The organism is Candidatus Thiodiazotropha sp. LNASS1 (genome assembly GCF_964212655.1).
Taxonomy (GTDB): domain Bacteria; phylum Pseudomonadota; class Gammaproteobacteria; order Chromatiales; family Chromatiaceae; genus Thiodiazotropha.
Map to the genome: position 1 here is coordinate 417389 of NZ_OZ156465.1, position 23023 is coordinate 440411.

The window sequence follows — 23023 nt, forward strand, 5'->3', positions numbered from 1 at the left end:
TCATGGATGCCATGACATTGCGCATCGTTCTGTTGGTACTCGGCTGTGTCTTCCTGGCCGGCATCTACCTGTATGAGACCAACCGCCGCAAGCGGGATTCGGCCCAGGCACGCAAGCGCAGGGTTGAGATGGTGAATTCGGCTCACGAGGCAGCGCCGGCGGAGATGGCTGTCGAACAGGTTGAACATCCCGATGAACAGTCGGCAATTGCATCCCCGGAGGGTGATGATACCTGGATAGACTGGGATGAAGAGGATACCGAACTGCTGAACCAGAAGGTCGATGAGATCGGAACCATGCAGGCGGAGGAGGATGACGGTCCCGAGCTTGAGCTGGCCGCCGACAGCGAATCCGCATCCTCGGATCCGGAGCAGCAGGAGCTGTTCGGTTTCAGCGCTCAGGAGGAGTCGCCGGTCGACGTGCCGGTGCTGATCATTCAGATCAATCTGCGCACCCGTTCCAAGCCTTTTACCGGTCCGGCCATTCAGAAGGCGATGCAGGAGACCGGCCTTGTCATGGGCGAACTGTCGATCTATCAACGCATCGCCAGCGACGGCAGTAACAAACCGCAGTTCAACCTGGCCAGCATGGTGGAGCCCGGTGTGTTTCCCAAACAGGATGTGGAGGCGTTTTCCACACCCGGCTTGACCCTCTTCACCCAGCTGCCGGGGCCGGGTGACAGTATGGCGATCTTTGCGGATATGCTTTTCACTGCGGAACGCCTGGCCGCCATCCTGGATGGGGAACTGCAGGACGAGACCCACAGCGCTCTGACCAAACAGACCATCGAACATATGCGTGGTGAGATCATAGAGCACCGGCGTCAGGTCCAATTGGCCCGGAGCAAGGGTTGAACAAAAAGCGCGATGCGGCGCAGCGCATCGAGGCCCTGCGCGGCGAAATCAACTACCACAACCGGCAATACTACGTCTTCGACGCGCCCAAGATACCGGATGTCGCCTACGACCGCCTGCTGCGCGAGCTGCAGCGACTGGAGTCTGAATACCCGCAATTGGTTACCCCCGACTCGCCCACCCAACGGGTGGGGGACAAACCCCTGGAAGGTTTCGAGGAGGTGGTCCATCGTCTGCCCATGCTCTCCCTCGACAACGCCTTTGGCAAAGAGGAGATGGGAGAGTTCGAGCGGCGTATCCGCGACCGGCTGAAGCTGGAGGGCGACCAGGCCATCCGCTACCTGGCCGAACCGAAACTCGACGGCCTGGCGGTCAGCCTGCGCTATGAAAAGGGCAGCCTGGCGCAGGGCGCCACCCGGGGCGATGGCAGCCGGGGCGAGGATGTCACCGGCAATGTCCGTACCATCAAGGCGATTCCCCTGTCACTGCAGGGCGATGACTGGCCCGAGATCCTCGAAGTAAGAGGTGAGATCTTTATGCCCCATGAGGGGTTCGAGGCATTGAACCAGCGCGCCCGGGAGCAGGGTGAAAAGGGTTTCGTCAATCCCCGCAATGCCGCCGCCGGTTCGCTGCGTCAGCTCGATCCAAGACTGACCGCCCAGCGCCCCCTCTCATTCTATGCCTATGGTCTTGGCGAAGTCGTACCGGCGCCCATCGCCGATCAGCAAAGCGAAAGTATCCGCCGACTACGCCAATGGGGTCTGCCCATATCACCACTGCACGAGGTGGTCACCGGGGTGGCCGGATGTATAGACTATTTTCAGCGCGTCGAAAAGCAGCGGGATGGCTTGCCCTATGACATCGATGGTGTGGTATTCAAAGTGGATGATCTCGATCTGCAGCAGCAGCTCGGTTTCGTTTCCCGGGCTCCTCGTTGGGCGATCGCCTATAAATTCCCCGCTCAGGAGGAGATGACCCAGGTCGAGACGATCGAGTTTCAGGTCGGCAGAACCGGGGCGATAACACCGGTGGCCCGCTTGACCCCGGTGTTTGTCGGCGGGGTCACGGTGAGCAATGCCACGCTGCACAATATGGATGAAGTGCTGCGCAAGGATGTGCGGCCCGGCGATACGGTGATCGTCAGGCGGGCGGGGGATGTGATCCCGGAGGTGGTCAGCGTGGTCATGGAGCAGCGCCGGCCAGACGCCCGCCCCGTCGATCTGCCGACGGCCTGCCCGGTGTGCGATTCGGACATCATCAAGCCGGAAGGGGAGGCGGTGGCCCGCTGCAGCGGCGGTCTCTACTGTCCGGCGCAACGCAAGGAGGCGCTGAAACATTTCGCCTCGCGCAAGGCGATGGATATCGAGGGATTGGGCGACAAGCTGGTGGATCAACTGGTGCAGCAGGAACTGGTCGATACCCCCGCGGATCTGTTTCGCCTGACTCTGGAGCAGCTGGGCGCCCTGGAACGCATGGCCGAGAAGTCGGCTAAGAACCTGTTGGAGGCCCTGGAGAAGAGCAAGTCAACCACCCTTGACCGTTTTCTCTATGCACTGGGTATCAGAGAGGTTGGGGAAGCGACCGCCCAGTCTCTGGCAAATCAATTCGCCACCCTGGAGGCCCTGGAGCAGGCAGATGAAAATGCACTGCAAGAGACCCCGGATGTGGGGCCTATAGTTGCGGCACATACTCATTCATTCTTTCGACAGGCACACAACAGGGAGGTCATCGAGCAATTGATAGAGGCGGGCATTCATTGGCCGGCGGTGGAAATACAACCTGTTGAGCAGCAGCCATTGGCGGGTAAGACAGTGGTCATCACAGGCACCCTGAGCAAACCGCGGGATGAGGTCAAGCAGATGCTGCAGAGCCTCGGCGCCAAGGTGACTGGCAGTGTTTCGAAAAAGACCGATTACCTGTTGGCGGGGGAGGAGGCAGGGTCGAAACTGGACAAAGCAGAGAAGCTGGGCGTCGCTATCCTCGACGAGGCGGCACTGCGGGATCTGCTGGCGCAAAACCGATAACGCCTCCGGGCTTGCGTTTATTCACATCCCCATTCGTGATAGTTTCTATCCATATCGTTACAGGATTGCAGGCATAACATGAGCGACGAAACCATAAAAGAACGGGAAATCATGATGGTGATGCGCAAGCTGCTGACCACCATTGTGCGCGAGGTGACCCCTGAGCATAAAAGTCTCAAGCACCCTCTTTCGGATCAGACCATCCAGGATATCCGAGCCTGTCTCGGCCTGATCACCGCCCGCGAAAAGGAACTGGCCGATGCCGATGGACGAACCGCTCAGGAGCGGCCCTACTACGTCGATGAGCCACCCGCGACCAAGGTCGTGCCGATCAGCAATATCGGCAAGGCCAAAAAGAATGAGGATGAGTGAGCGGAATCTTTCTGGTTACCCACCATTCTCTTCTATCCGCTATCACCCTCTCTCTTCCTCACTGTGGGTGATGTGAAAGCAAGCCGCAAATGGACGCAAATGTTTATAAGCCGCAAATGAACGCAATTATTTGCGTTTTAACTGTCCTGTATGGAGTTTTAGGTTAGGGCCTTTAAGGCAGCGTAGTTGGTTGTGCATCATCTTTATGGTGCGATCATACCGACGAGTGTCAGCCAAATCAGCCCGAGGAGCACCCCTCCCAACAAAAGTGCATGATGGTGCGAACGCCTGGCTTTTGAGGCCTCTTTTACAAGTACCGTATCACTGTGATTTTCCGGGTTGATAAAGACGGGAATGTCATCTCCCGGTTTTAGAGAAAGCCACCATCGAACCGTATCCGGGTTGGGATCGCCCCAACCATTCACCTCCGGTACCCAGACATTCTCTGTTTCGTTAGAAACGGTGTTGCCGGAGTAGTTTTTTCCATCGACCGCATATTCATAATCGATCACTGGGTAGAAATACTTCAGCTTCGAGTATTGACCGATGGCAACAATTTCCGACGCTTCCCCGATATCGACTATTTTCGCTTTGTCCTCTATCCAGTCGCCATGTTGTTTGTATTTGAGGAGTGATCCTCCGCCAATCAGAATCAACGCAACGGAGATTACCAGCAACAGGTGGTGAGCCTGTAGAGGCACGAACAGGAAGACCAGATAGGCTATAGACAGCAGTGCAATCAGTTTGACGGCAAGGAGGAGGGTTTTAGTATCCATTCGTTAAAACAATTTACTCGCAATTCCATATATCCGGTTTGTGATATCGGCACCGGTTTTGTTCATGGCGTATTCACGGCTCAACTGTGCCTTTCCGCAAGTTCGCGTTTCAACCGTTCGACCTCCTCGCGCAGGCGTTCATTCTCTTCGCGGATCTGGCGGTGACTCTCCTGGCCTTCCCGGAAAGCCGCGACCCGATTCAACATTTCGTTTTCCACCCGGCCGGTCAGATCATCGGCGTCCTTGTAACGGATGGTCTCGAGCACATTGTGTTCGTCCTGCCAGTCGGGAAACATGGCGTAGGGGTCCTGGTCTCCCTGAATAATCGGGATAAGCGGCACGTTGGGATAGGAGGGCACAAGCGCGCCGATCTCCTGGGGTACGCTCTTGGGATCGCTGAGATCCGCCACCACCCAGCCGGCCAGGCCGCCCAGGACGCGCACCGTCTCGGTCACGTTCTTCTCCTCGGGCCCGTCAAAGTTGAAGATCACCGGTGCCAGGTCCCTGCCGCGCAGAGCCTCGTGGAGAGCGGTCAATACCGCCAGTCGTTGCGGGGAGAAGCGGCCGAGGATGAGCACCATTCTGCGGGAGACGGCATCGATCAGGCGTCCCAGCTTCTGATTGCCGTAAACCAGACCGAGCAGTTGGGCAAACTCCAGGCCCGGCGCGGTGCACTGGGGAAGGCTATGGTTCCAGGCGAGCCAGGGATGCCGACTCCGGTCGATGCCCAGTTCCGACTCCCTGGTATCCTCATCGACCTCGACGTCCCAGGCGCTCACGCCGAAAACCCAGGAGCGTTCCAGGTCTGCTCCCGAAAGATTCACATGGGCGAGGGTTGCATAGGTGAGAATGGCGAAACGCAGATCAGCACCGGATAGATCAGCTCCCCGGATCTCCGTCGAGCCGAGATCCGCATTGTAGAGATTCGCCCCGGCGAGATCACAGCTGTTGAAGAGGGAGTAGGCCAGCCGGGTCTTTCTGAAGTTACAGCCGTTCAGCAGGCAGTGACTGAAGTTTGTCCGCTCGGCATGTACCTCCTCAAAATTCGACCCTGAACAGTCGGAACCGGAGAGATTCGCGCCATCGAGGCTGGACCAGCCAAAATCGGCCCCGGCAGCCCGCATCTCGCGCATGTCGCTATTAGCAAGATCGGCATCGCGAAAGTCCACGTTCTCGACACAGGCCCCACGAAGCGTGGAGTCACGCAGGCGCACCTTCCAGAAGGAGACACCGGTCAGATCGAGCCCGTCGAGATTGATTCCGGTCAGGTCGAGCGGATCGCCTCTACGGCTTTCCCGAACCAGCTGCCCCCAGGCGCTTCGATCGCCTCCCTGTAGTGCGGCAAGCAGTATCCGGAGTGCTTCATTATCGCCTTTGAAACGGGGTTGGAGGTTGTCGATGGTCATGTTTTACGGCCGATTGACGTTATTTGGTATGAGGTAATAGTAGCCGGAAATAGAATCTGTTTAGTTAACGTCTAAGCATGTGGCGCATCGACAGGTGCGTCCAAGCAAACGAAGAGTACAACATGGCTTTCTTGTTGGGTATTAAATACTAGTGGCTCTTTGTGGTTTGACCTCACCTGATGTAGTGGCAGCGGTGCGTCAAAGGCGGTAGAGCGGGTGTTCGCACAACTCTTGCCGCGATGATTGAACCGTATCAACTCGCAATTCCCAAAACTGCCACTCATTTCGACGATTCAGACACATACGGTTCGAAACGCTTTCTATCTTGCTGTGACAGTTTGTGCGGGCGCTGCTTTTCTAAGCTGATGAATAGGCCAGCTTGCTCTCCAGTTGCTACCAACTGGTTATGCTGATTGTAAAATTCGAAGGACATGTTTGCGGACATGCTTCGGAGTTCAGATAACCACAGTACGACCCTGACCTCATCGCCAATGAATAGGGGCTTCTTGTAGCTAATATTCGTTCGCACTAGAGCTGGAACAAACCCTTTTGACTTGATCTCGTGGATCGGAAGGCCTACTTTCTCCAACAACCTAAGACGAGCGACCTCCATCCATTGAATGTAAGCGATGTTGCTGGCGTGCTGGCCCGCATCGATTTCATACGTATAGATTGTCTTTGTGTACTCGATCTTTTTCATTTTCTAAAACGCTTCACTGCTCCCTCGGGTTTTTCTGCCCAACGCTTTGTTTAACGCTAAGCAAACCGGCGGAGGCGCGTCAGCGCTGGAGTCCGTGTTGCGCCGCTTGTTTGGACATTATGCACTTGCTGAAACCCTCTCATTTAATTTAAATATTTCAATCCCTTCAATGCGTAACTTCTCAATATTTTCAGCTTGCTTTCCGGCACAACCCATATCTGCAGTTTGCAAACAATTTATTGCCTCATTTGCCATTAGCAACAATTGAACAAAAAAATCACCCATATTCTTAACAAGTACTTTGGGTAGCATGGGTTGCTCTTTTCTAATTGTCATATCCGGTTTTTCAAGCAAGTGATTTAGCGCGTGGTAACTAAATGAACTATGTGAAGCATTATCATTCAGGTACTTTCTGAATTCGTGAAATTTACCAGCAATTAACTGCGCCCTTTTTCCCGCTGAAGGTAGCTTGTCATCTATTGCCTCCTGAACCCGATTAGGTTTCAAGCGGAAATATGTGAGTAGTTCATGATATTCAATAAATGGACGTAATAGCGCTCCTGCTTCTTGTCCGAGCCCATCAAGTATTAGGCCATACGCACCCAATGCATAATTTCGCGCCTTCGCCAATACTAAGCCACATATCCTGTGGTAATCATCGCTTCGTGCTTTATGATCAAATAGATCAATACATTCATCGATAATCATGAATGTTTCTTCAATCGCTATTGCATGCTTTTTATACTCCTTTGCAAGCAACTCCATAGAATGATGTCTAGTTCTCCAAAGACCCATTTTATTGCCCTAACGCTCCAGCTCATGAGCGCGATTTTCGCGTCGCGTGGAGTCGATTGTGTACGCCCAGCATGGGCATGAACTGATGGGGTGGAAGTCCCCTGTAGGAGAACCACAGTCGATGATCGATGAACTGCATAGGCATCCCTCTCTGAGGCCGATTCCCTATCAATTCACATATTTGACCTCAACTACTAGCCGAGGGCAAGGGCAAACCCGCAAGGGGATGTCTGAAGGAAACCTAAGCGCAAAACAGCGAGCCGACGGACAGGAACGTCATATAAGGCCTACTTCCCTGGGGCAAGGTGGCACAAGACATCAAAGCCCTGTGGTTCGGGGGATAAGGTAAATGGCGCGGTTGTGCTGTGAAAGTTCATGTTCTTATCTGGGGAGATCTGACAGACATGCGGTGGCATGCCACAGCGCTCTGGCCAGCAATGGTCCGGGTGATCTGTCAGAAGTCAGCAGAGGTCGTAGTACCAGTCCGGGCCAGGAGGCTAGGAACGGGAAGGGCCGAACATCAGCCAAGGAGGAGTCTTGTTCATCTCGGTGGAGGCGCAGTTTGTGACAAACGAAAAGTCTGCTACCGGCGGTGAATCGCAGCAACCAGCCTTGAACGATAATCTCATGGAGCGGATCCTGTCGCCTGAGAACCTCCACGCCGCATGGAAGCAGGTGAAGGGGAACAAAGGGGCGCCCGGTGTCGATGGCGTATCTATTGAGGACTATCCTCTGTGGGCCAGAAAGCACTGGGCCGCGACCCGCCGAGCCCTGGAAGGTGGCTACTACATCCCGCAGCCGGTGGCGCGGGTGGAGATCCCAAAACCGAACGGCGGCAGCCGCTCACTGGGCATCCCAACCGTCAACGACCGCGTGATCCAGCAAGCCATCGCCCAAGTGTTGAATCCCATCATCGACCCCAGCTTCTCAGAATCGAGTCATGGCTTCCGCCCGGGGCGTAACGCCCATGGCGCGGTGCGTCAGGTCAAAGGATTCATCGAAGCAGGGTACAAAGTGGCAGTGGATGTAGACCTGTCGAAGTTCTTCGATCGGGTCAATCATGACATCCTCATGTCACGGCTCTCTCGGCATATCACAGACAAGCGACTGCTCAAACTGATCGGTCGTTATCTGCGCGCCGGAGTGGCGATTGATGGGGTGTGCCATCCAACACCCGAAGGGGTGCCGCAAGGCGGCCCTCTATCACCACTCTTGGCGAATGTGGTGTTGGACGATCTGGATAAACTTCTGGAATCCCGTGCACTGCGCTTTGCCCGTTATGCCGATGATTTTACCATCTGCGTAAGATCCACATCGGCGGGCCATCGCGTAATGCAGTGGGTGAAGCGATTTCTGAGCACCAAACTCAAATTGGTGGTCAACGAGGGAAAGAGCAAAGTGGTGAAAACCAATGAACTGCACTTCCTCGGTTTCACCTTCAAAGGGAAGAAAATCCGCTGGAGTGACAAAGCATTGAACGACTTCAAGTACAATATTCGTCGTCTGACGAAACGCTCTTGGGGTATTTCGATGCAACGTCGTTACCGGGAGCTTCGTTTATACATCCAGGGGTGGATTAACTACTACGGACTTTCCGAATACTACCGGCCCTTGCCGAGATTGGATGAATGGATACGACGACGATTACGGATGTGCTATTTGAAACAATGGCACAAGCCGAGAACCCGTATCCGCAATCTGATCAAGCTTGGTACCAGGACTCGAACAGCTGTGAGTCTTGGGCTGAGTTCTAAGGGGCCGTATCGCCTGGCAAGAACCCTTGCCACGCAATCGGGAATGACCAACAAGTGGTTGGCGCAACAGGGGCTCGTCTCTGTCAGGGAGCTATGGATTAAGTTTCACTATGCTTGATGAACCGCCTAGTGCGGACCCGCATGCTAGGTGGTGTGGGGAGGGCGGGTTAGAGACCCGCCCTTACCCGATTATGCTTTTAGTGAAAAGGCTAGAACGGTATGTCATCATCAAAATCATCCGCCGCTGGTATACCTTTCTTTAGCGAAAACATACCTTCATTTGCCTCGATCCAATCCCATCCAGTAGGAGTAAGTCGTGCGGCCGGATATGGCTCTCCATTATGCTCATCAATAGCCTCCGTAGACTCAATATAACGTTTATGGAGTAAACGACGGAATCCAAGCCCGAACCCGAGAGATGTAAAGCCAGCCCGCTCTACATCGTTCTTAAGAGAATACATACTTGTTGAACTATCTGGGAATACTGAGTCTCCAGCAAGAGTTACCAATACCGCCAACTCAGGCGCGCTCAATCCTTCACGCGGTGCAACAGGATCATTTTCTGCAAGTTCCCGCAATCTCTCGCCTTTTTTCATTAGCGCCTTAATCCGCTCTCCAATTTTGTTTTTTAGCTGTTCAAAATCGCTAGAGGATTCCGACTTGTAGTCAAGGACAGTTCGGTGCTGAATATCGAAAGGGTAGCGTGCTTCTTGTCGTTCATCGGAACACACCATTATTACCGCTTTACCGGCCGCAAATGCATAGCCAAGTTCGTACCAAACGTTTGGGTTGTCTGTTGTGATATCAGCCAAGCAAATCACAGCATCACGAATCCCCTCTTCAATTGCTTCGATTGGTATCTCTACTTTTGGATCTAGGTCTACTCTATAAGCTTTGAGCCCTACTTCTTCAATTGCCGGTTTAAAGGTATCTTCGAAACGCTTGTCAAACTTACCGTGGTCAAAAGGTTGAATTACGAAACAGGTCTGCATCACTTGATCCTTAACTATTGGGCATAAGTTGATTATATTGCCGGCACCTATTATCGCGTTATGCCGCCGGCTCTAAATATTGTGTTATACCGCCAAATGTATTCAAAAAGTTCTCATTTATCCAATGGGGTTTCAATTGATGCCGACGACGACAGGTTCTCTGTGATACCAGATGAAAATAAGTTCTAAGCCGGGACGTTTGAGCAGGGGGCGGCCGGCAATGCAAAACCGGCTTGGCTTGACGGATTGATTCCATTGTTTCCATGGCGACGGATATCCGTTTGTTTCACCTCATAAGTCATATCATTATTAAGGTTTTCGGTGGTGAAACGCAAGAATATGGGACTTCAGACGGCGAGGCGCTATTGATTTCAGGCTTTTACTTCGCCCTTTGGTGACGAACTGTTTGTTTGGTGGAGTTTGTTCTGGAGAGCAGGCTGCCGGGGATAGTCAGATATTGCAAACCATCTTGAATGGGAATGGTGGTTTGTTGAGCCGGTGCCCGTCAGGAACGACGGGCACCCTGTTTTGATGACGCTTTGGATTACTTGGCTGCTTCAGCCGGTTTATCCATCTCGGCGTTTGCTTCCATGCTTGGGGTTGCGCTGTCAGTCGCTGGGGCTTCCCCGGCAGGAGCGGACCCGGGTGCTGCGGCGCTCGGGTCGGCAGCAGGGGCGGGCTGGGCGTTCTTTTCATTGAAGACCAGTTTGCTGGAATCGCGCAGGCCCTGCATGTAATCGGAGAGGGCGACCTGTTTCAGCTTGTTGACGATCTTGCCCTTGACGCTGTCCAGCGACGGCGCCTCTGACACACGGGTGTCCTCCAGCAGAATGACATGCCAGCCGAACTGGGTCTCTACCGGGGCTGCGCTGTATTTGCCTTTTTCCAGGGTTTTCAAGGCGTCGCCAAAGGGTTTTACCATCTGTGCCACATCGAACCAGCCGAGGTCGCCGCCATTCTTACCGGTGGGTCCGGTTGAATGTTCGACGGCGAGTTCAGCGAAATCGGCGCCGCCATCGAGTTTTTCGATCAGCGCGGTTGCTTCATCCTGTTCTTTCACGAGGATATGCCTGGCCTTGTATTCATTACCGGACTGTCCTGCATAATCCTCCTGATAAGCCTTCTGGATATCCTCTTCGCTGGGCTCGTGGCTGCTGGCGAAGTCCTGGATGGCGATCTGGGTCAGCAGCTTGGCTTTCAACAGGTCAACCGATGCCGCGACTTCCGGACGCTTTAGGATACCCTGTTTCTCCGCATCCTGTGCCACGATGATGATATTGGACAGCTCATTGAGCACGCTCATCTGCATCTCAGGGGAGTTTTGCGCATCGGGCACGTTGCGCATGCGGTCCTGAAAGTAGAGGCTGTACATGGTGCGGGTAATCGCTTCGCCATTGACGGTGAGCAGGGTTTCAACATCCATGTCGCCGGTTGTGGGTTCGTTCATTTCGGGTACGGTGGCGGGACGGTCGCTATCCGTCTTGGCTGCGGTTGAAGCCTGGTCCGTAGACTGATTGCAGGCTGTCAGCAGTCCTGCGCTGCAAACTGCAGCTAATAAGATCTTAGTTTTCATCGTTGAACTTACCTAGTTGTGATTGATCTGTTTAATTTGGGTTTGGCACTGTCGCCGTCAGGCTGGCAGTACTTTCTTGAACGGTTTTACCTGGACCCGTGCATAGACACCCGCCTCGATATAGGGGTCCGCATCGGCCCAGGCCTTGGCGTTCTCGAGGCTGTCGAACTCGGCGACGATCAGACTGCCGGAAAAACCGGCAGAACCGGGCTCCTCGCTATCGATCATCGGGTGGGGGCCGGCCAGCAAAAGGCGCCCCTCGTCCTGGAGCTGTTTCAGTCTCGCCAGGTGATCCCCCCGTGCCTTGAGGCGTTGCTCCAGGCTGTCATCCCGATCCTCGGCAATGATTGCGTAGTACACTTAACTCCCCTTATGTATTAATCGACTCTGGTTCATCGTCATTGATATGGCGCGCCAGGTAGAAGGCCTGCAGGACGATAAATCCCAGGGTCAGTCCCATGATGCCAAATAATTTGAAGTTGACCCAAGTCTCCTCAAGGGTGTGCGCAGTATTGCACATCTCCAGTTCATTTCCCTGAAAATGCTGGCTGCAGTTGTCGTAATCGATTTGCTGCAGTCCTGTGAGTTCCATCAATTGGTGTTCAACGACGAAGAAATCGTTGGCCACGTAGAGGTTGAGAAAGCCCAACAGGATAAAGAACAGGCTCCAGGTCAGATTGAGCCTTTTCCATACCGGATCCGGCACGGAGATGCTGCTCTCCATCATTCGTTGTACCAGCGGTTTTTTGCCAATGTATTGGCTGGCAAGAAAAGTGGCGCCGAACAGCCAGTTGATCACGGAGGGCTTCCACATGATAAAGGTGCGGTCCTGCAGCAGGATGGTCAGGCCGCCGAAAACCAGCAGGATGCCGAATGTAATCAGGTGCATCTTCTCCACATGCCGCTTGCGCAGCCAGCCGTAGGCAACCTGAACCACGGACGATGCGATGGCGACAGCGGTGGCGACATAGATGCCGTACAGTTTGTAGGCCACGAAAAAGAGAATGACCGGAAAAAAATCAGCAAGAAATTTCATTACGAGATCAGTGTGTTACAAAAAAAGCATAGTATCGATGGCTGGCTGAATAGTACACCATGTTTTTACTTTGTTTAGTGACCGCTTATAAAACTTGGCCAATCAGTGAAGCGTTCTGGGCTGGCCCCAGAGATTATAATATTTTTCAACAACTTCCCTGACTTGCTGGGGATAGTTGAGGGCATCCATCTGTTCCATTCCTTCACGAAAAAAGTTGGGCGCCTGATCGGGCAGCAGGCGGCACAGGGTCTGATAAGCCTCCTCAATCAGCTCGGGCTGATAACTGCGGGTGGCGATTATTGCTTGATTCATTAACAAAATACCCCAGGGCTGCGCTTTTTCCAGCCGTATGCGCTCCTGTTGCATGGTTGGTTCGAGGGCCTTGATCAATTCCATCGACAGCTCATAGAGTTGCCGCAGTTGAGAAGGTTCCCGGAATCTGTTCGCCAGGCGGGCGAGGGAGTTGATCACCGGCTCCAGGGTGCGCAGCTCCCCTTTGTGGCGTACCAGCCAAAGCGCCATGGGCAGGGTCAGGTCTTCCATCTCCTCACTCTCCTGCGGCATCTTCAGGCCGGCGGCGACGGTCGAGAAATCGACCAGCAGTTGGATGCCGTAATTGCCGAGTTCACTCAGCTCATTCAGTGAGGGGTGTGGGATCTCGCGTGTACTATCCACCTGCCCGGACAGAATCTCCAACAGTTCCATCAACCGATGCATCGCCTGCTGCAGTGCCGAGGGGGAGTGGTCCGGATCTTCGACGCCGGCCTGCTTGCCGGCCGACACCACCGCTGGAGCGATAGCGTCAAATCGTTGTCCTATGTAATTCAGGTCGAGTACTGGAAATAACATCGCATCATTGTATCAGCCTGTATTGATGGCGTCCGGGGCTGACCTCTATTTTTCGGCAAACCTATCGGTTTCACCTTACTATGGGTACAATCCGCCCCCATGTTTTGCGAATACGATCTCCATAGCCACTCCACAGCCTCAGACGGGACCCTCTCGCCTGGAGACCTGGTCAACCGTGCGGCCAATGCGGGCGTACAGGTATTGGCGCTCACCGATCACGACACCACCGCCGGTATCGAGGAGGCTTTGTCGGCTGCCTCAAGCTGTGGCCTGGTGTTGATACCCGGTGTGGAGATATCGGTTACCTGGAATAAGCATACTGTCCACATCGTCGGACTGAATGTGGATCATGATAACCGGGCTCTGCAACTGGGGCTGCGCGAGTTGAGGCGGTTTCGCGATTGGCGTGCGAAAGAGATTGCCGAGAGACTCGGGAAGGCCGGTATAGAAGGCGCCTATGAGGGTGTGCTTGCCTACTCCAACGGTACCCTGGTGAGCCGTACCCATTTTGCCCGCTATCTGGTCGAGCAGGGTCTGGCAAGCGATGAGCGTAGGGTCTTCAAGCACTACCTGGTGAAAGGAAAACCCGGCTTCGTTCCCGGTCAATGGGCTGAACTGGCTCAGGCTGTTGAGTGGATACACGACGCCGGGGGCGTGGCCGTGGTGGCGCATCCCGCACGCTACAAAATGACCCGCTCGAAATTAAGGCGATTGTTCAGTGAATTTGTCGAGCTGGGGGGTGAGGCCATCGAGGTGGTCTCCGGCAGCCATAGTCGTGACGATTACTTTACAATGGCCAAACATGCCGGCGATTTCGGTTTGCAGGCCTCGGCCGGTTCGGATTTCCATTCCCCGGACAACCCCTGGATCGAGTTCGGACAGCTGCCGTTGTTGCCCGACAATTGCCGTCCCGTATGGTCGGATTGGGTGATCGAAACGGCAACGTCTGACATCCGAAGGGCCGTCTAGTTGCCAAGGCAAATACGATGGCCCTGTTCCTCCAGATACATCCGGACAATCCCCAGCCACGGCTGATCAATCAGGCGGTTGAGATCATTCGCGAGGGTGGCCTGGTGATCTACCCCACCGATTCCAGCTATGCCTTGGGATGCCATATCGGCGACAAGGGGGCGATGGAGCGTATTCGGCGCATCCGTAAGGTGGAGCAATCCCACAACTTCACCCTGGTATGCCGGGATCTGACAGAGATCTCCAACTACGCCAAGATCGACAACCGCGATTACCGCCTGTTGAAGGCGTTGACCCCCGGCCCCTATACCTTCATCCATAAGGCCACCAAGCAGGTTCCCAGGCGGCTGATGCATCCCCGGCGAAAGACCATCGGTATCCGGGTGCCCGACAACGCCATCGTCAGCGCCCTGCTGGAGGAGCTGGCAGAACCGATCATGAGCACCACCCTGATCATGCCGGGGGAGGAGATGCCCCTGACCGATCCCTACGAGATACGGGATCTATTGGATCATCAAGTGGATCTAATCATCGATGGCGGCTATTGCGGCTTCGAACCCACAACCGTGGTGGTGATGACCGAGGAGCTGCCCGAGGTGGTGCGGGCCGGGAAGGGCGATACATCCATGTTCGATGTATAATCGATCGTTTATCTCGCGCCTTAAGCCAAATGCTCTCTCAACTTATTGAAAAACAGTGAAATCTATACATTCAGGACCTATATTCAATGCAAGGGCTTAGTCTGATTCAAAAGCTGGCGATCTTCGTCCTGCCCTTGATCTTCGCCATTACCGTGCATGAGGCGGCCCATGGCTGGATGGCCAAACGCCTGGGGGACAAGACCGCACAGATGTTGGGACGGGTTACCCTGAACCCCTTAAAGCACATCGATCCGGTGGGTACCATCCTGGTGCCATTGGGTCTCTATCTACTGACCGGATTTATGTTCGGCTGGGCCAAGCCGGTGCCGGTCAACTGGAATAATCTGCATAAGCCTAAAAGGGATATGGGCCTGGTCGCGCTGGCCGGCCCAGGTGCTAATCTCATCATGGCGCTGATCTGGTCGATCCTGGTCTACGCCGGTGCGCTGTTGCTGGAAAGCTTCGCCTGGTTGGGGGTGCCCCTGGTGCTGATGGGGGTTACGGGTGTGCTGATCAATACTATTTTGATGGCACTCAACATGCTGCCGGTGCCGCCGTTGGACGGCGGCAGGGTGGTCTATTCCCTGTTACCGCCAAAACAGGCGCACGCCTATTCCAAACTTGAAACCTACGGCCTCCTTATCGTGCTTGCATTACTCATGACAGGGCTCTTGGGTTTCATCCTCGAGCCTGTCGTTGCATTTACCATCATGATCCTGCCGGCCAGTGATATAGTTGCCAATCTTATTCCTGTGATTCTCAGTCCAGCGAGGAGTTAGTTTTGAATCAGTCGCCAAGCTCATCCCGCGTGCTTTCCGGCATGCGTCCCACCGGCCGTCTGCATCTTGGCCACTATCACGGTGTACTGAAGAACTGGGTGGAGCTGCAACATCAGCATGAGTGTTTCTTCTTTATCGCGGATTGGCATGCCCTGACCACCCATTATGATGATCCCAGTGTCATTCCGGAGAGCATCTGGGATATGGTCGTCGACTGGCTGGCGGCCGGTGTCGACAGCGAGGCGGCGACCCTGTTCATACAGTCCCTGGTGCCTGAGCATGCCGAACTGCATCTGCTGCTGTCGATGATCACCCCGCTGGGCTGGCTGGAACGGGTGCCCAGCTACAAGGACCAGCAGGAGAAACTGAAGGAGAAAGACCTTGCCACTTACGGCTTCCTGGGCTATCCGCTGCTGCAGTCGGCGGACATCCTGATTTACCGTGCCTCCCAGGTGCCGGTGGGCGAGGATCAGGTGGCCCATGTGGAGCTGACCCGGGAAGTGGCCCGTCGCTTCAACCATATCTACGGACGCGAGCCCGATTTCGAGGAGAAGGCGGAACAGGCGCGCAAGAAAATGGGTAAAAAAGCGGCCAAGCAGTTCACTCAACTGCAAAGGGCCTATCAGGAGCAGGGCGATCCGCAGGCCCTCGAGGACGGTCGAGCACTGCTGCAGGCGCAACAGAACATCAACACCGAAGAGCGTGAACGCCTGCTCGGATATCTGGAGGGGAGCGGGCGTTTGATTCTGGTCGAGCCGCAACCGTTGTTGACCAAGGCCTCGAAGATGCCGGGACTGGATGGACAGAAGATGTCCAAGTCCTATGAGAACACTATCTCCCTGCGGGAAAAACCGGAACATGTCGAACAGATGCTCAAACGCATGCCGACCGATACCAACCGGGTCAGACGCACCGATCCGGGCGATCCGCAGAAGTGCCCGGTCTGGCAGTTTCATCTGGTCTACTCCGACGAAGGCACAAAACAGTGGGTCGAGGAGGGGTGCCGTTCCGCCGCGATCGGTTGTCTCGACTGCAAGGGCCCGGTGATCGAGTCGGTGCTGAACGAACTGAAACCGATGCAGCAGCGGGCCGCTGAGTTCGAGGCCCAGCCCGATCGGGTGCGACGCATTATCACGGAGGGATCCGAAAGAGCCCGTGTGGTGGCTCAGGAGACTATGCGGGAAGTGCGCGATGCGATGTCTTTGAGGGGATTCGAATCATGAACGACGCGGATTTAGTATGATGTTGCGAGACGATTGTTACGCCTATCTTGTATCCACCCGCCTTAGGGACTGACATGGAAGAAACTGAACACCATCCGCACTACCATCCCGAGCAGGAGGAGATGCCCTTCGCCATGGTCATGGGGGAGCCGTTGGCGACGCCCCCCACCGATCTCTACATCCCCCCCGATGCGCTCGAGGTCTTTCTCGATGCCTTTGAGGGCCCGTTGGATCTGCTGCTCTATCTCATCAGGCGTCAGAATCTCGATATCCTCGATATCCCCATATCGGATATCACCGACCAGTATGTGCAATATATCGAGATGATGAAGGACCTGCGGCTCGAGTTGGCGGCGGAATACCTGGTGATGGCGGCGATGTTGGCGGAGATCAAGTCCCGCATGCTGCTGCCCAGGCCGACGAGCGAGGAAGAGGAGGGGGAAGACCCGCGGGCGGAGCTGATCAGACGACTGCAGGAGTACGAACGCTATAAACAGGCCGCGGAAGACCTGGATGGTCTGGAACATATGACCCGGGACACCTTCCAGGGGCATGCGGAACTGGTAGAACGGCATGTGGAGAAGCGAGAGCCCGATGTTGACCTGCGGGAGATCCTGCTGGCTTTACAGGATGTGATGTCCCGTGCGGATATGTTCAGCAGCCATCGCGTAGAGAAAGAGCCGCTCTCGGTCAGAGAACGGATGTCCCATGTGTTACAGGTGGTGAACGGCAAGGATTTTCTGCCGTTTACAGAACTGTTTGATATCACCGAGGGCCGCCTTGGCGTAGTGGTGACCTTTCTTGCGATCCTGGAACTGATGAAGGTCTCGTTGCTCGAGCTGGTTCAGACAGATGACTTTGCCCCCATTCACGTGAAAGCGAAGACAGCCTGATATGACAGATGAAGAGAAATTAAAACAGATCGTCGAAGCCGCCCTGTTGGCCGCGGGACGTCCGCTCAACCTGGATCAGCTGCAGTCGCTGTTTCCCGAGCAGGAGGCGCCCGACAAGAAACAGCTGCGGGAGGTATTGGCGGGGCTGAGCGATGATTATCAGGGCAGGGGCATTGAAATCACCGAGGTTGGTAGCGGCTTTCGCATCCAGGTGCGGGCTGAGTTCTCCCCCTGGGTATCGAAACTGTGGGTGGAAAGGCCGCCCAAATACTCCCGTGCGCTGTTGGAGACTCTGGCCCTGATCGCCTATCGGCAACCGATAACCCGTGGTGAGATCGAGGATGTCCGTGGCGTCTCGGTCAGCACCAACATTATCAAGACCCTCACCGAGCGGGAGTGGGTCAGAGTCGTCGGCCATCGGGATGTTCCCGGTAAACCGGCCCTTTACGCCACCACCAGGGAGTTTCTCGACTACTTCAATCTAAAGAGTCTGAACGAGCTGCCGACCCTGGCTGAGATCCGCGATCTCGATTCCATCAATCGGGAACTTGAACTGGTCGATCCCGAAAAGCAGCAACAGCAGGGGGAGATCCAGACAGATCAGGAGGCGGATGAGTCGATCCCGCTTGACCCGGATCAACAACCCGAAGCGATTGAATCCCACGAGGGTGAAGATACCGTACCCATCATGGATGAGGATCAGCACTTATCCAAACCCGCCACCCATGAATCAGAGTAGAGACAGAGCCGGCGAACGCCTGCAAAAGGTCCTTGCCAATGCTGGTATGGGATCACGCCGTCAGATAGAGGGGTGGATCGTCGAAGGACGGGTCGAGGTCAATGGCGTGGCTGCCGAGTTGGGGCAGCGGGTCAATCCGAGCGATGTCATATACGTGGATGGAAAGCGGATTGCAAAGCGACTGCTCGAAGCGCCGGTACGGGAGGTCATTGTCTACAACAAGCCGGAGGGCGAGTTGGTGACACGCAAGGATCCCGAGGGCCGTCACACCGTCTTCGAGCGCATGCCGAAGCTCAAGCATGGGCGCTGGATTCCCGTGGGACGCCTGGATATCAACTCCTCCGGCCTGCTGCTGCTGACGACAGATGGGGAGCTGGCCAATCAACTGATGCACCCGAGCCGGCAGGTCGAACGGGAGTACGCGGTCAGGGTGATGGGCGAGGTCACCGAAGAGCAGTTGAAGGCCCTCACTCACGGGGTCGAGCTGGAGGACGGACCGGCCCGTTTCGAGGAGATCGTCGAATCGGGCGGCGAGGGTATCAATCGCTGGTTTCACGTCGTGATCATGGAGGGTCGCCAACGGGAGGTCAGGCGGATGTGGGAAGCGGTAGGCGCCCGGGTCAGCCGACTCAAGCGCGTGCGCTACGGCAGCGTGATTCTGGAGAGTGCGCTGAAGGTGGGACGCTGGCGTTATCTCAATGAGCAAGAGGTCAATGATCTGCTCACTACCATGGGGCATAGTGTCGCCAAACAGAGAAAATCGCATCAAGCCAAATCCCCGCAGGGTGATCAAAAAGGCCGTAAAAGCGCCAAGTCGTCGAAACCGCATCAGGCAAGGGGTCAGAAAAAAGCGGGAGCCGGACGCAACAAAGAGACTCGCAAGCCATCCGGCGGCAAGACTGACACGATATGGAAAGGCAAACAGGGCGGCAGACGATCGCGGTAAAGTTTTCGACTGCCGATCTGATGACGATCTATCAGCAGCTGTCGGATCGTTACGAAGCACAGCGCTGGTGGCCGGGTGAAACCCCTTTCGAAGTCATGGTGGGGGCGGTTCTGACCCAAAATACCGCCTGGTCGAATGTTGAAAAGGCGATCGATAATCTCAAACGATTGGATGCACTCAACCTTGAGTCGCTGCTCACCATGCCGCCGGATAGTTTGGCAGCGCAGATTCGTCCAGCCGGTTACTTCAATGTCAAGACTAAACGGTTGCTGAACCTATGCCGCTTTCTGCAGCGGAATCCCGGCCTGGAACAGTTGGATACCGATGAGTTGCGAGCACGGTTATTGTCGATTCATGGCATCGGGCCGGAGACGGTGGATGACATTCTGCTCTACGCCTTTGATCGGCCGGTCTTCGTGATCGATGCCTATACCCGGCGTCTATTCGGTCGCTTGGGATTGATAGCGCATGATTGTGGCTACGAGTCTTTGCGGGCGGGTTTCGAAGCGGCTTTGCGGAGCGATTCAACGCTCTTCAGTGAATACCATGCATTGATCGTTGTTCACGCGAAGGCACACTGCAGAACAAAACCCGTGTGTGTCAGTTGTCCTTTGTCTGAACTGTGTCGCTATAGGGTGGATCAACTGGCCAACGGCATCCCAGCCGTATAGACCTGATTGCGTCCGTTCTGCTTGGCCTGGTAGAGCGCGCTGTCCGCCCGTTCAAAAAGGCTCTCCGGGGTGTCCTGGTCGAGCATGGCGCTGACGCCCACACTGAGGGTGATGCGGACATCTTTCAAAGATTTGATGCGCAGGTTTTCCACGTTGCGGCGGATGCGCTTTGCCAAAAGCTGGGCGCCCGCAATGTTTGTATCGTTCAACACCACAACGAACTCCTCGCCACCGTAGCGGTAGAGGGCATCACTGCTGCGAATGGTATGCTCCACTGTGGTGGCGATCTCTTTCAATACCATATCACCCACGGCGTGACCGTAGTGGTCATTTATCTTTTTGAAAAAGTCGATATCCAGCACCAGCAGTGATAGATCGCTCAGTTTGCGGCGATTGAATTCGATGTCGCGACTGAAATTTTCATCGAAGGCGCTGCGGTTTTTTACCCCGGTCAGGGAGTCGAGAAAGGCGCTCTGAATGGCTGCTCTGTAGAGCAGCGCATTACGCAGTGGGTAGAGCAGGGCGGCAAGCAGATTCTCGATCTGCTGCACTTCAAGCTTTTTATATCGTCTGTTTCGGCTGATGGTGATATGGCCAAGTGCGGTATCCAACACGTTCAGATCATACTCGAGTCTGTTTCTGCCCGCTTTTTCACCTAAAAGAATATCGACATCGCCATCTTTGCTGCGATAATTGAATGTGTCGTATTGAAATTGCGTCTGCAGGGCATTCGCGAACAGCTCGATCACGGCATCCACCTCAAGGGTGGTCTGCAGCTTACCGCTCAGTTCCAAAACCAAACCGAGGGTATTCTCCCTGACGGTTGATTGCCGAGACATCTGCAAGGGAGTGGGTGCAGATGGTTTCTGAGGTGTGCTGTGGATACCGCTCATGTTAAAGCTCACTCAAAGCTAATTCCTGTAATTGGCTATGCTAAAGGCGTGCCAAATTTAAAAAACATAATATAATCAATAACAAAGAGACAATAATTACGAGTGGCGCCAAAAAAACGACACCGAATCAAGGGATGATGGAACAGGGCAGAAGCTATAATTCGACAATATATTGTCATCTATCTAAAGCAGGGGGAGTTATGCCGTCCTGTCGATTACCCAGACTGAAATGAGGTGATCGGCACTCTTGGCGCTAAAAAACCTCTATCTCTACATAGCGGGTAAATAAGAGAGAAAAAGAGATGCTGAAACTCACCACACTATCGATTCTGCTGCTGTTTGCCGTACCTCAATTGCAAGCTGCGGGGGATCAGGAGGGATTGGGTCAAGGATTGGTGAACCCGGGATTTCATGACAAGCCGGCCTGGTTTAAAAACTCCTTTCTCGATCTTCAGGAGGATCTGCAGGAGGCAACGGAAGAAGATAAAAGAGTGATTCTCTATTTTCATCAGGACGGTTGTCCCTATTGCGCCAAACTGCTGAACGAAAATTTCTCCATCAAGGCGATCGTCGATAAGACTCAAGAGGCGTTTCAACTGGTTGCGATCAATATCTGGGGCGACAGGGAGGTAACCGGATTGTCGGGCGAGGCTACTACCGAAAAGGCGTTCGCGGCGTCGATGAAGGTCATGTATACACCCACCATGCTGTTTCTGGATGAGCAGGGGAGAAGGGTATTGCGTATCAATGGCTATTACGCGCCTCACCGCTTCATGACGGCATTGGACTATGTCGCCGGCAGAGAGGAGCGCAATCTCTCCTTCAGGAATTACCTGGCCCGCATCCAGCCGGTCGCCTCAACAGGTAAATTGCACAGAGAGACTGACTATCTGCAGCCGCCAATGGATCTGCGCCGCCCCACCGGAGCCGACAGGCCGCTATTGGTATTGATGGAGATGAAACAGTGTCCGCCTTGTGATGAACTGCACCAGGAGATCCTGCCGCAGTCCGCACTGCAGGAGAGCCTGCGAGGATTCGATGTGGCGTTGGTGGATATCTGGTCCGGAGAGGAACTGATCACTCCGGACGGCAAGCGGATGAAAGCGACGAAATGGGCTGAAAGCCTTGGGATCCAGTATGCCCCCAGCATGCTGTTCTTCGATGGGTCGGGTAGGGAGATATTTCGCTCGGAGGCCTACCTGCGAACCTTTCACACCCATGCCGTAATAGATTACGTAGGCTCAGGCAGCTACAGGGATCAGCCCAATTTCCAGCGCTTCGTACAGGCCAGGGCGGACGAGATGCGCACCCGGGGCGAAGTGGTCGACCTGATGAAATAGCCTCTGCAGTTATTGATCCGTAGCAGGGAGCGATTTGGGGTTCACTCGGGGGGGATTCTAGGGTAGTATTGCGCGTTCCAAATTTCGGGTCGTTAGCTCAGTCGGTAGAGCATCTGACTTTTAATCAGGTGGTCATAGGTTCGATTCCTATACGACCCACCATATAAATCAAGGGGTTGCGTTCTGTGACCCCTCTGATCCACCCGAAATATTGTCAACAGTGTTGTCGATATTGAGACAAAATCCCAAGATTATCTTCTTTATAGTTACTAATTCATCGGGCTGTATATTGCTTGCGCCCGTCAGTATGGTTATACCGATCTACAATCTTGATCTACAAGCTTCAACATAGAAAATGACTTTCATGTGATACAGGTGTGGTGACTATGCCAAAGCTGCTATTAAAATAGATAATAATGTAATTCATTATTACCGCCCCAGTTTATTTTATTGCTACTTTCTTTAATCAGTAGCAACGATCTATAAATTGGTTAAATAACCGATTATATCAACTAAGGTTAGAAATCTTCGCCGGTCGCCTTCGATAGTGTTGACGTACCACAGATCGGTGTGTCTTAGGTAAGCGCTGGCATTTTTCAGTTGTTTCAAGGTCGATGGTGTGCATGACGCAAATATCCTTAGATACAGAATTGGATCAATAAACAAAGTTGGTGGTATTGCGTTCAAATATCTTGCGAGTACGACTAATAGAGCCTTCGACTCCCTGGTGAAAGACGTACAAATTATATGTGTGTGGTACCGATTGATTATCTGATGTACAAGGAAAGGGATTAGCTA

General features: G+C 54.3%; 23 protein-coding genes and 1 tRNA gene. 14 read left to right on the top strand and 10 right to left on the bottom strand.

Annotated features, from left to right (window positions below):
* The first annotated feature begins 2 nt into the window (after nucleotides 1-2).
* From zipA to AB8516_RS01705, 3 genes are all read left to right on the top strand, one after another.
* Nucleotides 3-854: a cell division protein ZipA gene (gene zipA, locus AB8516_RS01695; protein WP_369157459.1), complete on the top strand. Its 852-nt coding sequence runs from the start codon at nucleotides 3-5 to the stop codon at nucleotides 852-854.
* Nucleotides 851-2878 carry an NAD-dependent DNA ligase LigA gene (gene ligA, locus AB8516_RS01700; RefSeq protein WP_369157461.1) on the top strand — a complete coding sequence of 676 codons (2028 nt, stop codon included), beginning with the start codon at nucleotides 851-853 and terminating at the stop codon, nucleotides 2876-2878. Before zipA ends, ligA begins: the two co-directional genes overlap by 4 nt.
* Before the next feature lie 78 nt (nucleotides 2879-2956).
* Complete coding sequence (locus tag AB8516_RS01705; RefSeq protein ID WP_369157463.1) at nucleotides 2957-3250, top strand: segregation and condensation protein A; 294 nt, start codon at nucleotides 2957-2959, stop codon at nucleotides 3248-3250.
* A 203-nt stretch (nucleotides 3251-3453) separates the two neighbouring features.
* Here AB8516_RS01705 and AB8516_RS01710 read toward each other — a convergent pair whose 3' ends face one another.
* From AB8516_RS01710 to AB8516_RS01725, 4 genes are all read right to left on the bottom strand, one after another.
* Nucleotides 3454-4026, bottom strand: coding sequence for a DUF3592 domain-containing protein (locus AB8516_RS01710; RefSeq protein ID WP_369157465.1), 573 nt, complete (start codon nucleotides 4024-4026; stop codon nucleotides 3454-3456).
* A gap of 80 nt (nucleotides 4027-4106) precedes the next feature.
* Nucleotides 4107-5432 carry a pentapeptide repeat-containing protein gene (locus AB8516_RS01715; RefSeq protein ID WP_369157467.1) on the bottom strand — a complete coding sequence of 442 codons (1326 nt, stop codon included), beginning with the start codon at nucleotides 5430-5432 and terminating at the stop codon, nucleotides 4107-4109.
* 280 nt (nucleotides 5433-5712) lie between these two features.
* Nucleotides 5713-6132, bottom strand: a complete 420-nt coding sequence (locus AB8516_RS01720; RefSeq protein WP_369157470.1) for an acyl-CoA thioesterase — start codon at nucleotides 6130-6132, stop codon at nucleotides 5713-5715.
* A gap of 117 nt (nucleotides 6133-6249) precedes the next feature.
* Entirely contained in the window at nucleotides 6250-6897 is a 648-nt protein-coding gene (locus AB8516_RS01725) for a hypothetical protein (protein WP_369157472.1), read from the bottom strand.
* A 594-nt stretch (nucleotides 6898-7491) separates the two neighbouring features.
* Between AB8516_RS01725 and ltrA the strand changes: the two genes are divergently transcribed.
* Complete coding sequence (gene ltrA / locus AB8516_RS01730) at nucleotides 7492-8799, top strand: group II intron reverse transcriptase/maturase (RefSeq protein ID WP_369157474.1); 1308 nt, start codon at nucleotides 7492-7494, stop codon at nucleotides 8797-8799.
* A gap of 91 nt (nucleotides 8800-8890) precedes the next feature.
* Here the strand turns inward: ltrA and AB8516_RS01735 are convergent, their stop codons facing one another.
* From AB8516_RS01735 to AB8516_RS01755, 5 genes are all read right to left on the bottom strand, one after another.
* Nucleotides 8891-9673 carry a hypothetical protein gene (locus AB8516_RS01735; RefSeq protein ID WP_369157476.1) on the bottom strand — a complete coding sequence of 261 codons (783 nt, stop codon included), beginning with the start codon at nucleotides 9671-9673 and terminating at the stop codon, nucleotides 8891-8893.
* A 544-nt stretch (nucleotides 9674-10217) separates the two neighbouring features.
* Entirely contained in the window at nucleotides 10218-11246 is a 1029-nt protein-coding gene (locus AB8516_RS01740; RefSeq protein WP_369157478.1) for a peptidylprolyl isomerase, read from the bottom strand.
* 57 nt (nucleotides 11247-11303) lie between these two features.
* Nucleotides 11304-11606: a YciI family protein gene (locus AB8516_RS01745; protein WP_369157480.1), complete on the bottom strand. Its 303-nt coding sequence runs from the start codon at nucleotides 11604-11606 to the stop codon at nucleotides 11304-11306.
* Between the two features lie 10 nt (nucleotides 11607-11616).
* Nucleotides 11617-12282 carry a septation protein A gene (locus AB8516_RS01750; RefSeq protein ID WP_369157482.1) on the bottom strand — a complete coding sequence of 222 codons (666 nt, stop codon included), beginning with the start codon at nucleotides 12280-12282 and terminating at the stop codon, nucleotides 11617-11619.
* 102 nt (nucleotides 12283-12384) lie between these two features.
* Nucleotides 12385-13131, bottom strand: a complete 747-nt coding sequence (locus AB8516_RS01755) for a hypothetical protein (RefSeq protein WP_369157484.1) — start codon at nucleotides 13129-13131, stop codon at nucleotides 12385-12387.
* A gap of 99 nt (nucleotides 13132-13230) precedes the next feature.
* Between AB8516_RS01755 and AB8516_RS01760 the strand changes: the two genes are divergently transcribed.
* The 8 genes from AB8516_RS01760 to AB8516_RS01795 all read left to right on the top strand — a co-directional run bounded on the left by AB8516_RS01760 (nucleotide 13231) and on the right by AB8516_RS01795 (nucleotide 19992).
* Nucleotides 13231-14100, top strand: a complete 870-nt coding sequence (locus AB8516_RS01760; RefSeq protein ID WP_369157486.1) for a PHP domain-containing protein — start codon at nucleotides 13231-13233, stop codon at nucleotides 14098-14100.
* A gap of 17 nt (nucleotides 14101-14117) precedes the next feature.
* The gene (locus AB8516_RS01765; RefSeq protein WP_369157488.1) at nucleotides 14118-14741 is read left to right on the top strand and encodes an L-threonylcarbamoyladenylate synthase; all 624 of its coding nucleotides are present in this window, start codon (nucleotides 14118-14120) and stop codon (nucleotides 14739-14741) included.
* A gap of 86 nt (nucleotides 14742-14827) precedes the next feature.
* Nucleotides 14828-15520 carry a site-2 protease family protein gene (locus AB8516_RS01770; RefSeq protein ID WP_108295433.1) on the top strand — a complete coding sequence of 231 codons (693 nt, stop codon included), beginning with the start codon at nucleotides 14828-14830 and terminating at the stop codon, nucleotides 15518-15520.
* A gap of 2 nt (nucleotides 15521-15522) precedes the next feature.
* Nucleotides 15523-16743: a tryptophan--tRNA ligase gene (locus AB8516_RS01775; RefSeq protein ID WP_369157491.1), complete on the top strand. Its 1221-nt coding sequence runs from the start codon at nucleotides 15523-15525 to the stop codon at nucleotides 16741-16743.
* Nucleotides 16744-16817: 74 nt separating this feature from the next.
* Nucleotides 16818-17636, top strand: a complete 819-nt coding sequence (locus tag AB8516_RS01780) for a ScpA family protein (RefSeq protein WP_369157493.1) — start codon at nucleotides 16818-16820, stop codon at nucleotides 17634-17636.
* A 1-nt stretch (nucleotide 17637) separates the two neighbouring features.
* Nucleotides 17638-18375, top strand: coding sequence for an SMC-Scp complex subunit ScpB (gene scpB / locus AB8516_RS01785; protein ID WP_369157495.1), 738 nt, complete (start codon nucleotides 17638-17640; stop codon nucleotides 18373-18375).
* Nucleotides 18362-19321, top strand: coding sequence for a 23S rRNA pseudouridine(2605) synthase RluB (rluB, locus tag AB8516_RS01790; RefSeq protein WP_369157497.1), 960 nt, complete (start codon nucleotides 18362-18364; stop codon nucleotides 19319-19321). Before scpB ends, rluB begins: the two co-directional genes overlap by 14 nt.
* 20 nt (nucleotides 19322-19341) lie before the next feature.
* Nucleotides 19342-19992, top strand: coding sequence for an endonuclease III domain-containing protein (locus AB8516_RS01795; RefSeq protein WP_369163215.1), 651 nt, complete (start codon nucleotides 19342-19344; stop codon nucleotides 19990-19992).
* Here the strand turns inward: AB8516_RS01795 and AB8516_RS01800 are convergent.
* Complete coding sequence (locus AB8516_RS01800; RefSeq protein WP_369157499.1) at nucleotides 19962-20885, bottom strand: GGDEF domain-containing protein; 924 nt, start codon at nucleotides 20883-20885, stop codon at nucleotides 19962-19964. The genes AB8516_RS01795 and AB8516_RS01800 overlap by 31 nt on opposite strands.
* Nucleotides 20886-21187: 302 nt before the next feature.
* On the opposite strand from AB8516_RS01800, the gene AB8516_RS01805 reads away from it, so the two are divergent.
* Together AB8516_RS01805 and AB8516_RS01810 are read left to right on the top strand one after the other, a co-directional pair.
* A complete protein-coding gene (locus AB8516_RS01805) occupies nucleotides 21188-22225 on the top strand; it encodes a thioredoxin family protein (protein ID WP_369157501.1) in 1038 nt (345 codons plus the stop codon).
* Nucleotides 22226-22311: 86 nt separating this feature from the next.
* Nucleotides 22312-22387: transfer RNA gene (locus tag AB8516_RS01810), tRNA-Lys, on the top strand.
* The last annotated feature ends 636 nt before the right edge of the window (nucleotides 22388-23023 follow it).

Excerpts from the sequence above, each read along its gene's own strand:
- zipA (WP_369157459.1), top strand. The coding sequence starts at position 3 with ATGGATGCCATGACATTGCGCATCGTTCTGTTGGTACTCGGCTGTGTC.
- AB8516_RS01705 (WP_369157463.1), top strand. The coding sequence starts at position 2,957 with ATGAGCGACGAAACCATAAAAGAACGGGAAATCATGATGGTGATGCGC.
- AB8516_RS01710 (WP_369157465.1), bottom strand. The coding sequence starts at position 4,026 with ATGGATACTAAAACCCTCCTCCTTGCCGTCAAACTGATTGCACTGCTG.
- AB8516_RS01715 (WP_369157467.1), bottom strand. The coding sequence starts at position 5,432 with ATGACCATCGACAACCTCCAACCCCGTTTCAAAGGCGATAATGAAGCA.
- AB8516_RS01720 (WP_369157470.1), bottom strand. The coding sequence starts at position 6,132 with ATGAAAAAGATCGAGTACACAAAGACAATCTATACGTATGAAATCGAT.
- AB8516_RS01725 (WP_369157472.1), bottom strand. The coding sequence starts at position 6,897 with ATGGAGTTGCTTGCAAAGGAGTATAAAAAGCATGCAATAGCGATTGAA.
- AB8516_RS01735 (WP_369157476.1), bottom strand. The coding sequence starts at position 9,673 with ATGCAGACCTGTTTCGTAATTCAACCTTTTGACCACGGTAAGTTTGAC.
- AB8516_RS01740 (WP_369157478.1), bottom strand. The coding sequence starts at position 11,246 with ATGAAAACTAAGATCTTATTAGCTGCAGTTTGCAGCGCAGGACTGCTG.
- AB8516_RS01750 (WP_369157482.1), bottom strand. The coding sequence starts at position 12,282 with ATGAAATTTCTTGCTGATTTTTTTCCGGTCATTCTCTTTTTCGTGGCC.
- AB8516_RS01755 (WP_369157484.1), bottom strand. The coding sequence starts at position 13,131 with ATGTTATTTCCAGTACTCGACCTGAATTACATAGGACAACGATTTGAC.
- AB8516_RS01760 (WP_369157486.1), top strand. The coding sequence starts at position 13,231 with ATGTTTTGCGAATACGATCTCCATAGCCACTCCACAGCCTCAGACGGG.
- AB8516_RS01765 (WP_369157488.1), top strand. The coding sequence starts at position 14,118 with ATGGCCCTGTTCCTCCAGATACATCCGGACAATCCCCAGCCACGGCTG.
- AB8516_RS01770 (WP_108295433.1), top strand. The coding sequence starts at position 14,828 with ATGCAAGGGCTTAGTCTGATTCAAAAGCTGGCGATCTTCGTCCTGCCC.
- AB8516_RS01780 (WP_369157493.1), top strand. The coding sequence starts at position 16,818 with ATGGAAGAAACTGAACACCATCCGCACTACCATCCCGAGCAGGAGGAG.
- scpB (WP_369157495.1), top strand. The coding sequence starts at position 17,638 with ATGACAGATGAAGAGAAATTAAAACAGATCGTCGAAGCCGCCCTGTTG.
- rluB (WP_369157497.1), top strand. The coding sequence starts at position 18,362 with ATGAATCAGAGTAGAGACAGAGCCGGCGAACGCCTGCAAAAGGTCCTT.
- AB8516_RS01795 (WP_369163215.1), top strand. The coding sequence starts at position 19,342 with ATGACGATCTATCAGCAGCTGTCGGATCGTTACGAAGCACAGCGCTGG.
- AB8516_RS01800 (WP_369157499.1), bottom strand. The coding sequence starts at position 20,885 with ATGAGCGGTATCCACAGCACACCTCAGAAACCATCTGCACCCACTCCC.
- AB8516_RS01805 (WP_369157501.1), top strand. The coding sequence starts at position 21,188 with ATGCTGAAACTCACCACACTATCGATTCTGCTGCTGTTTGCCGTACCT.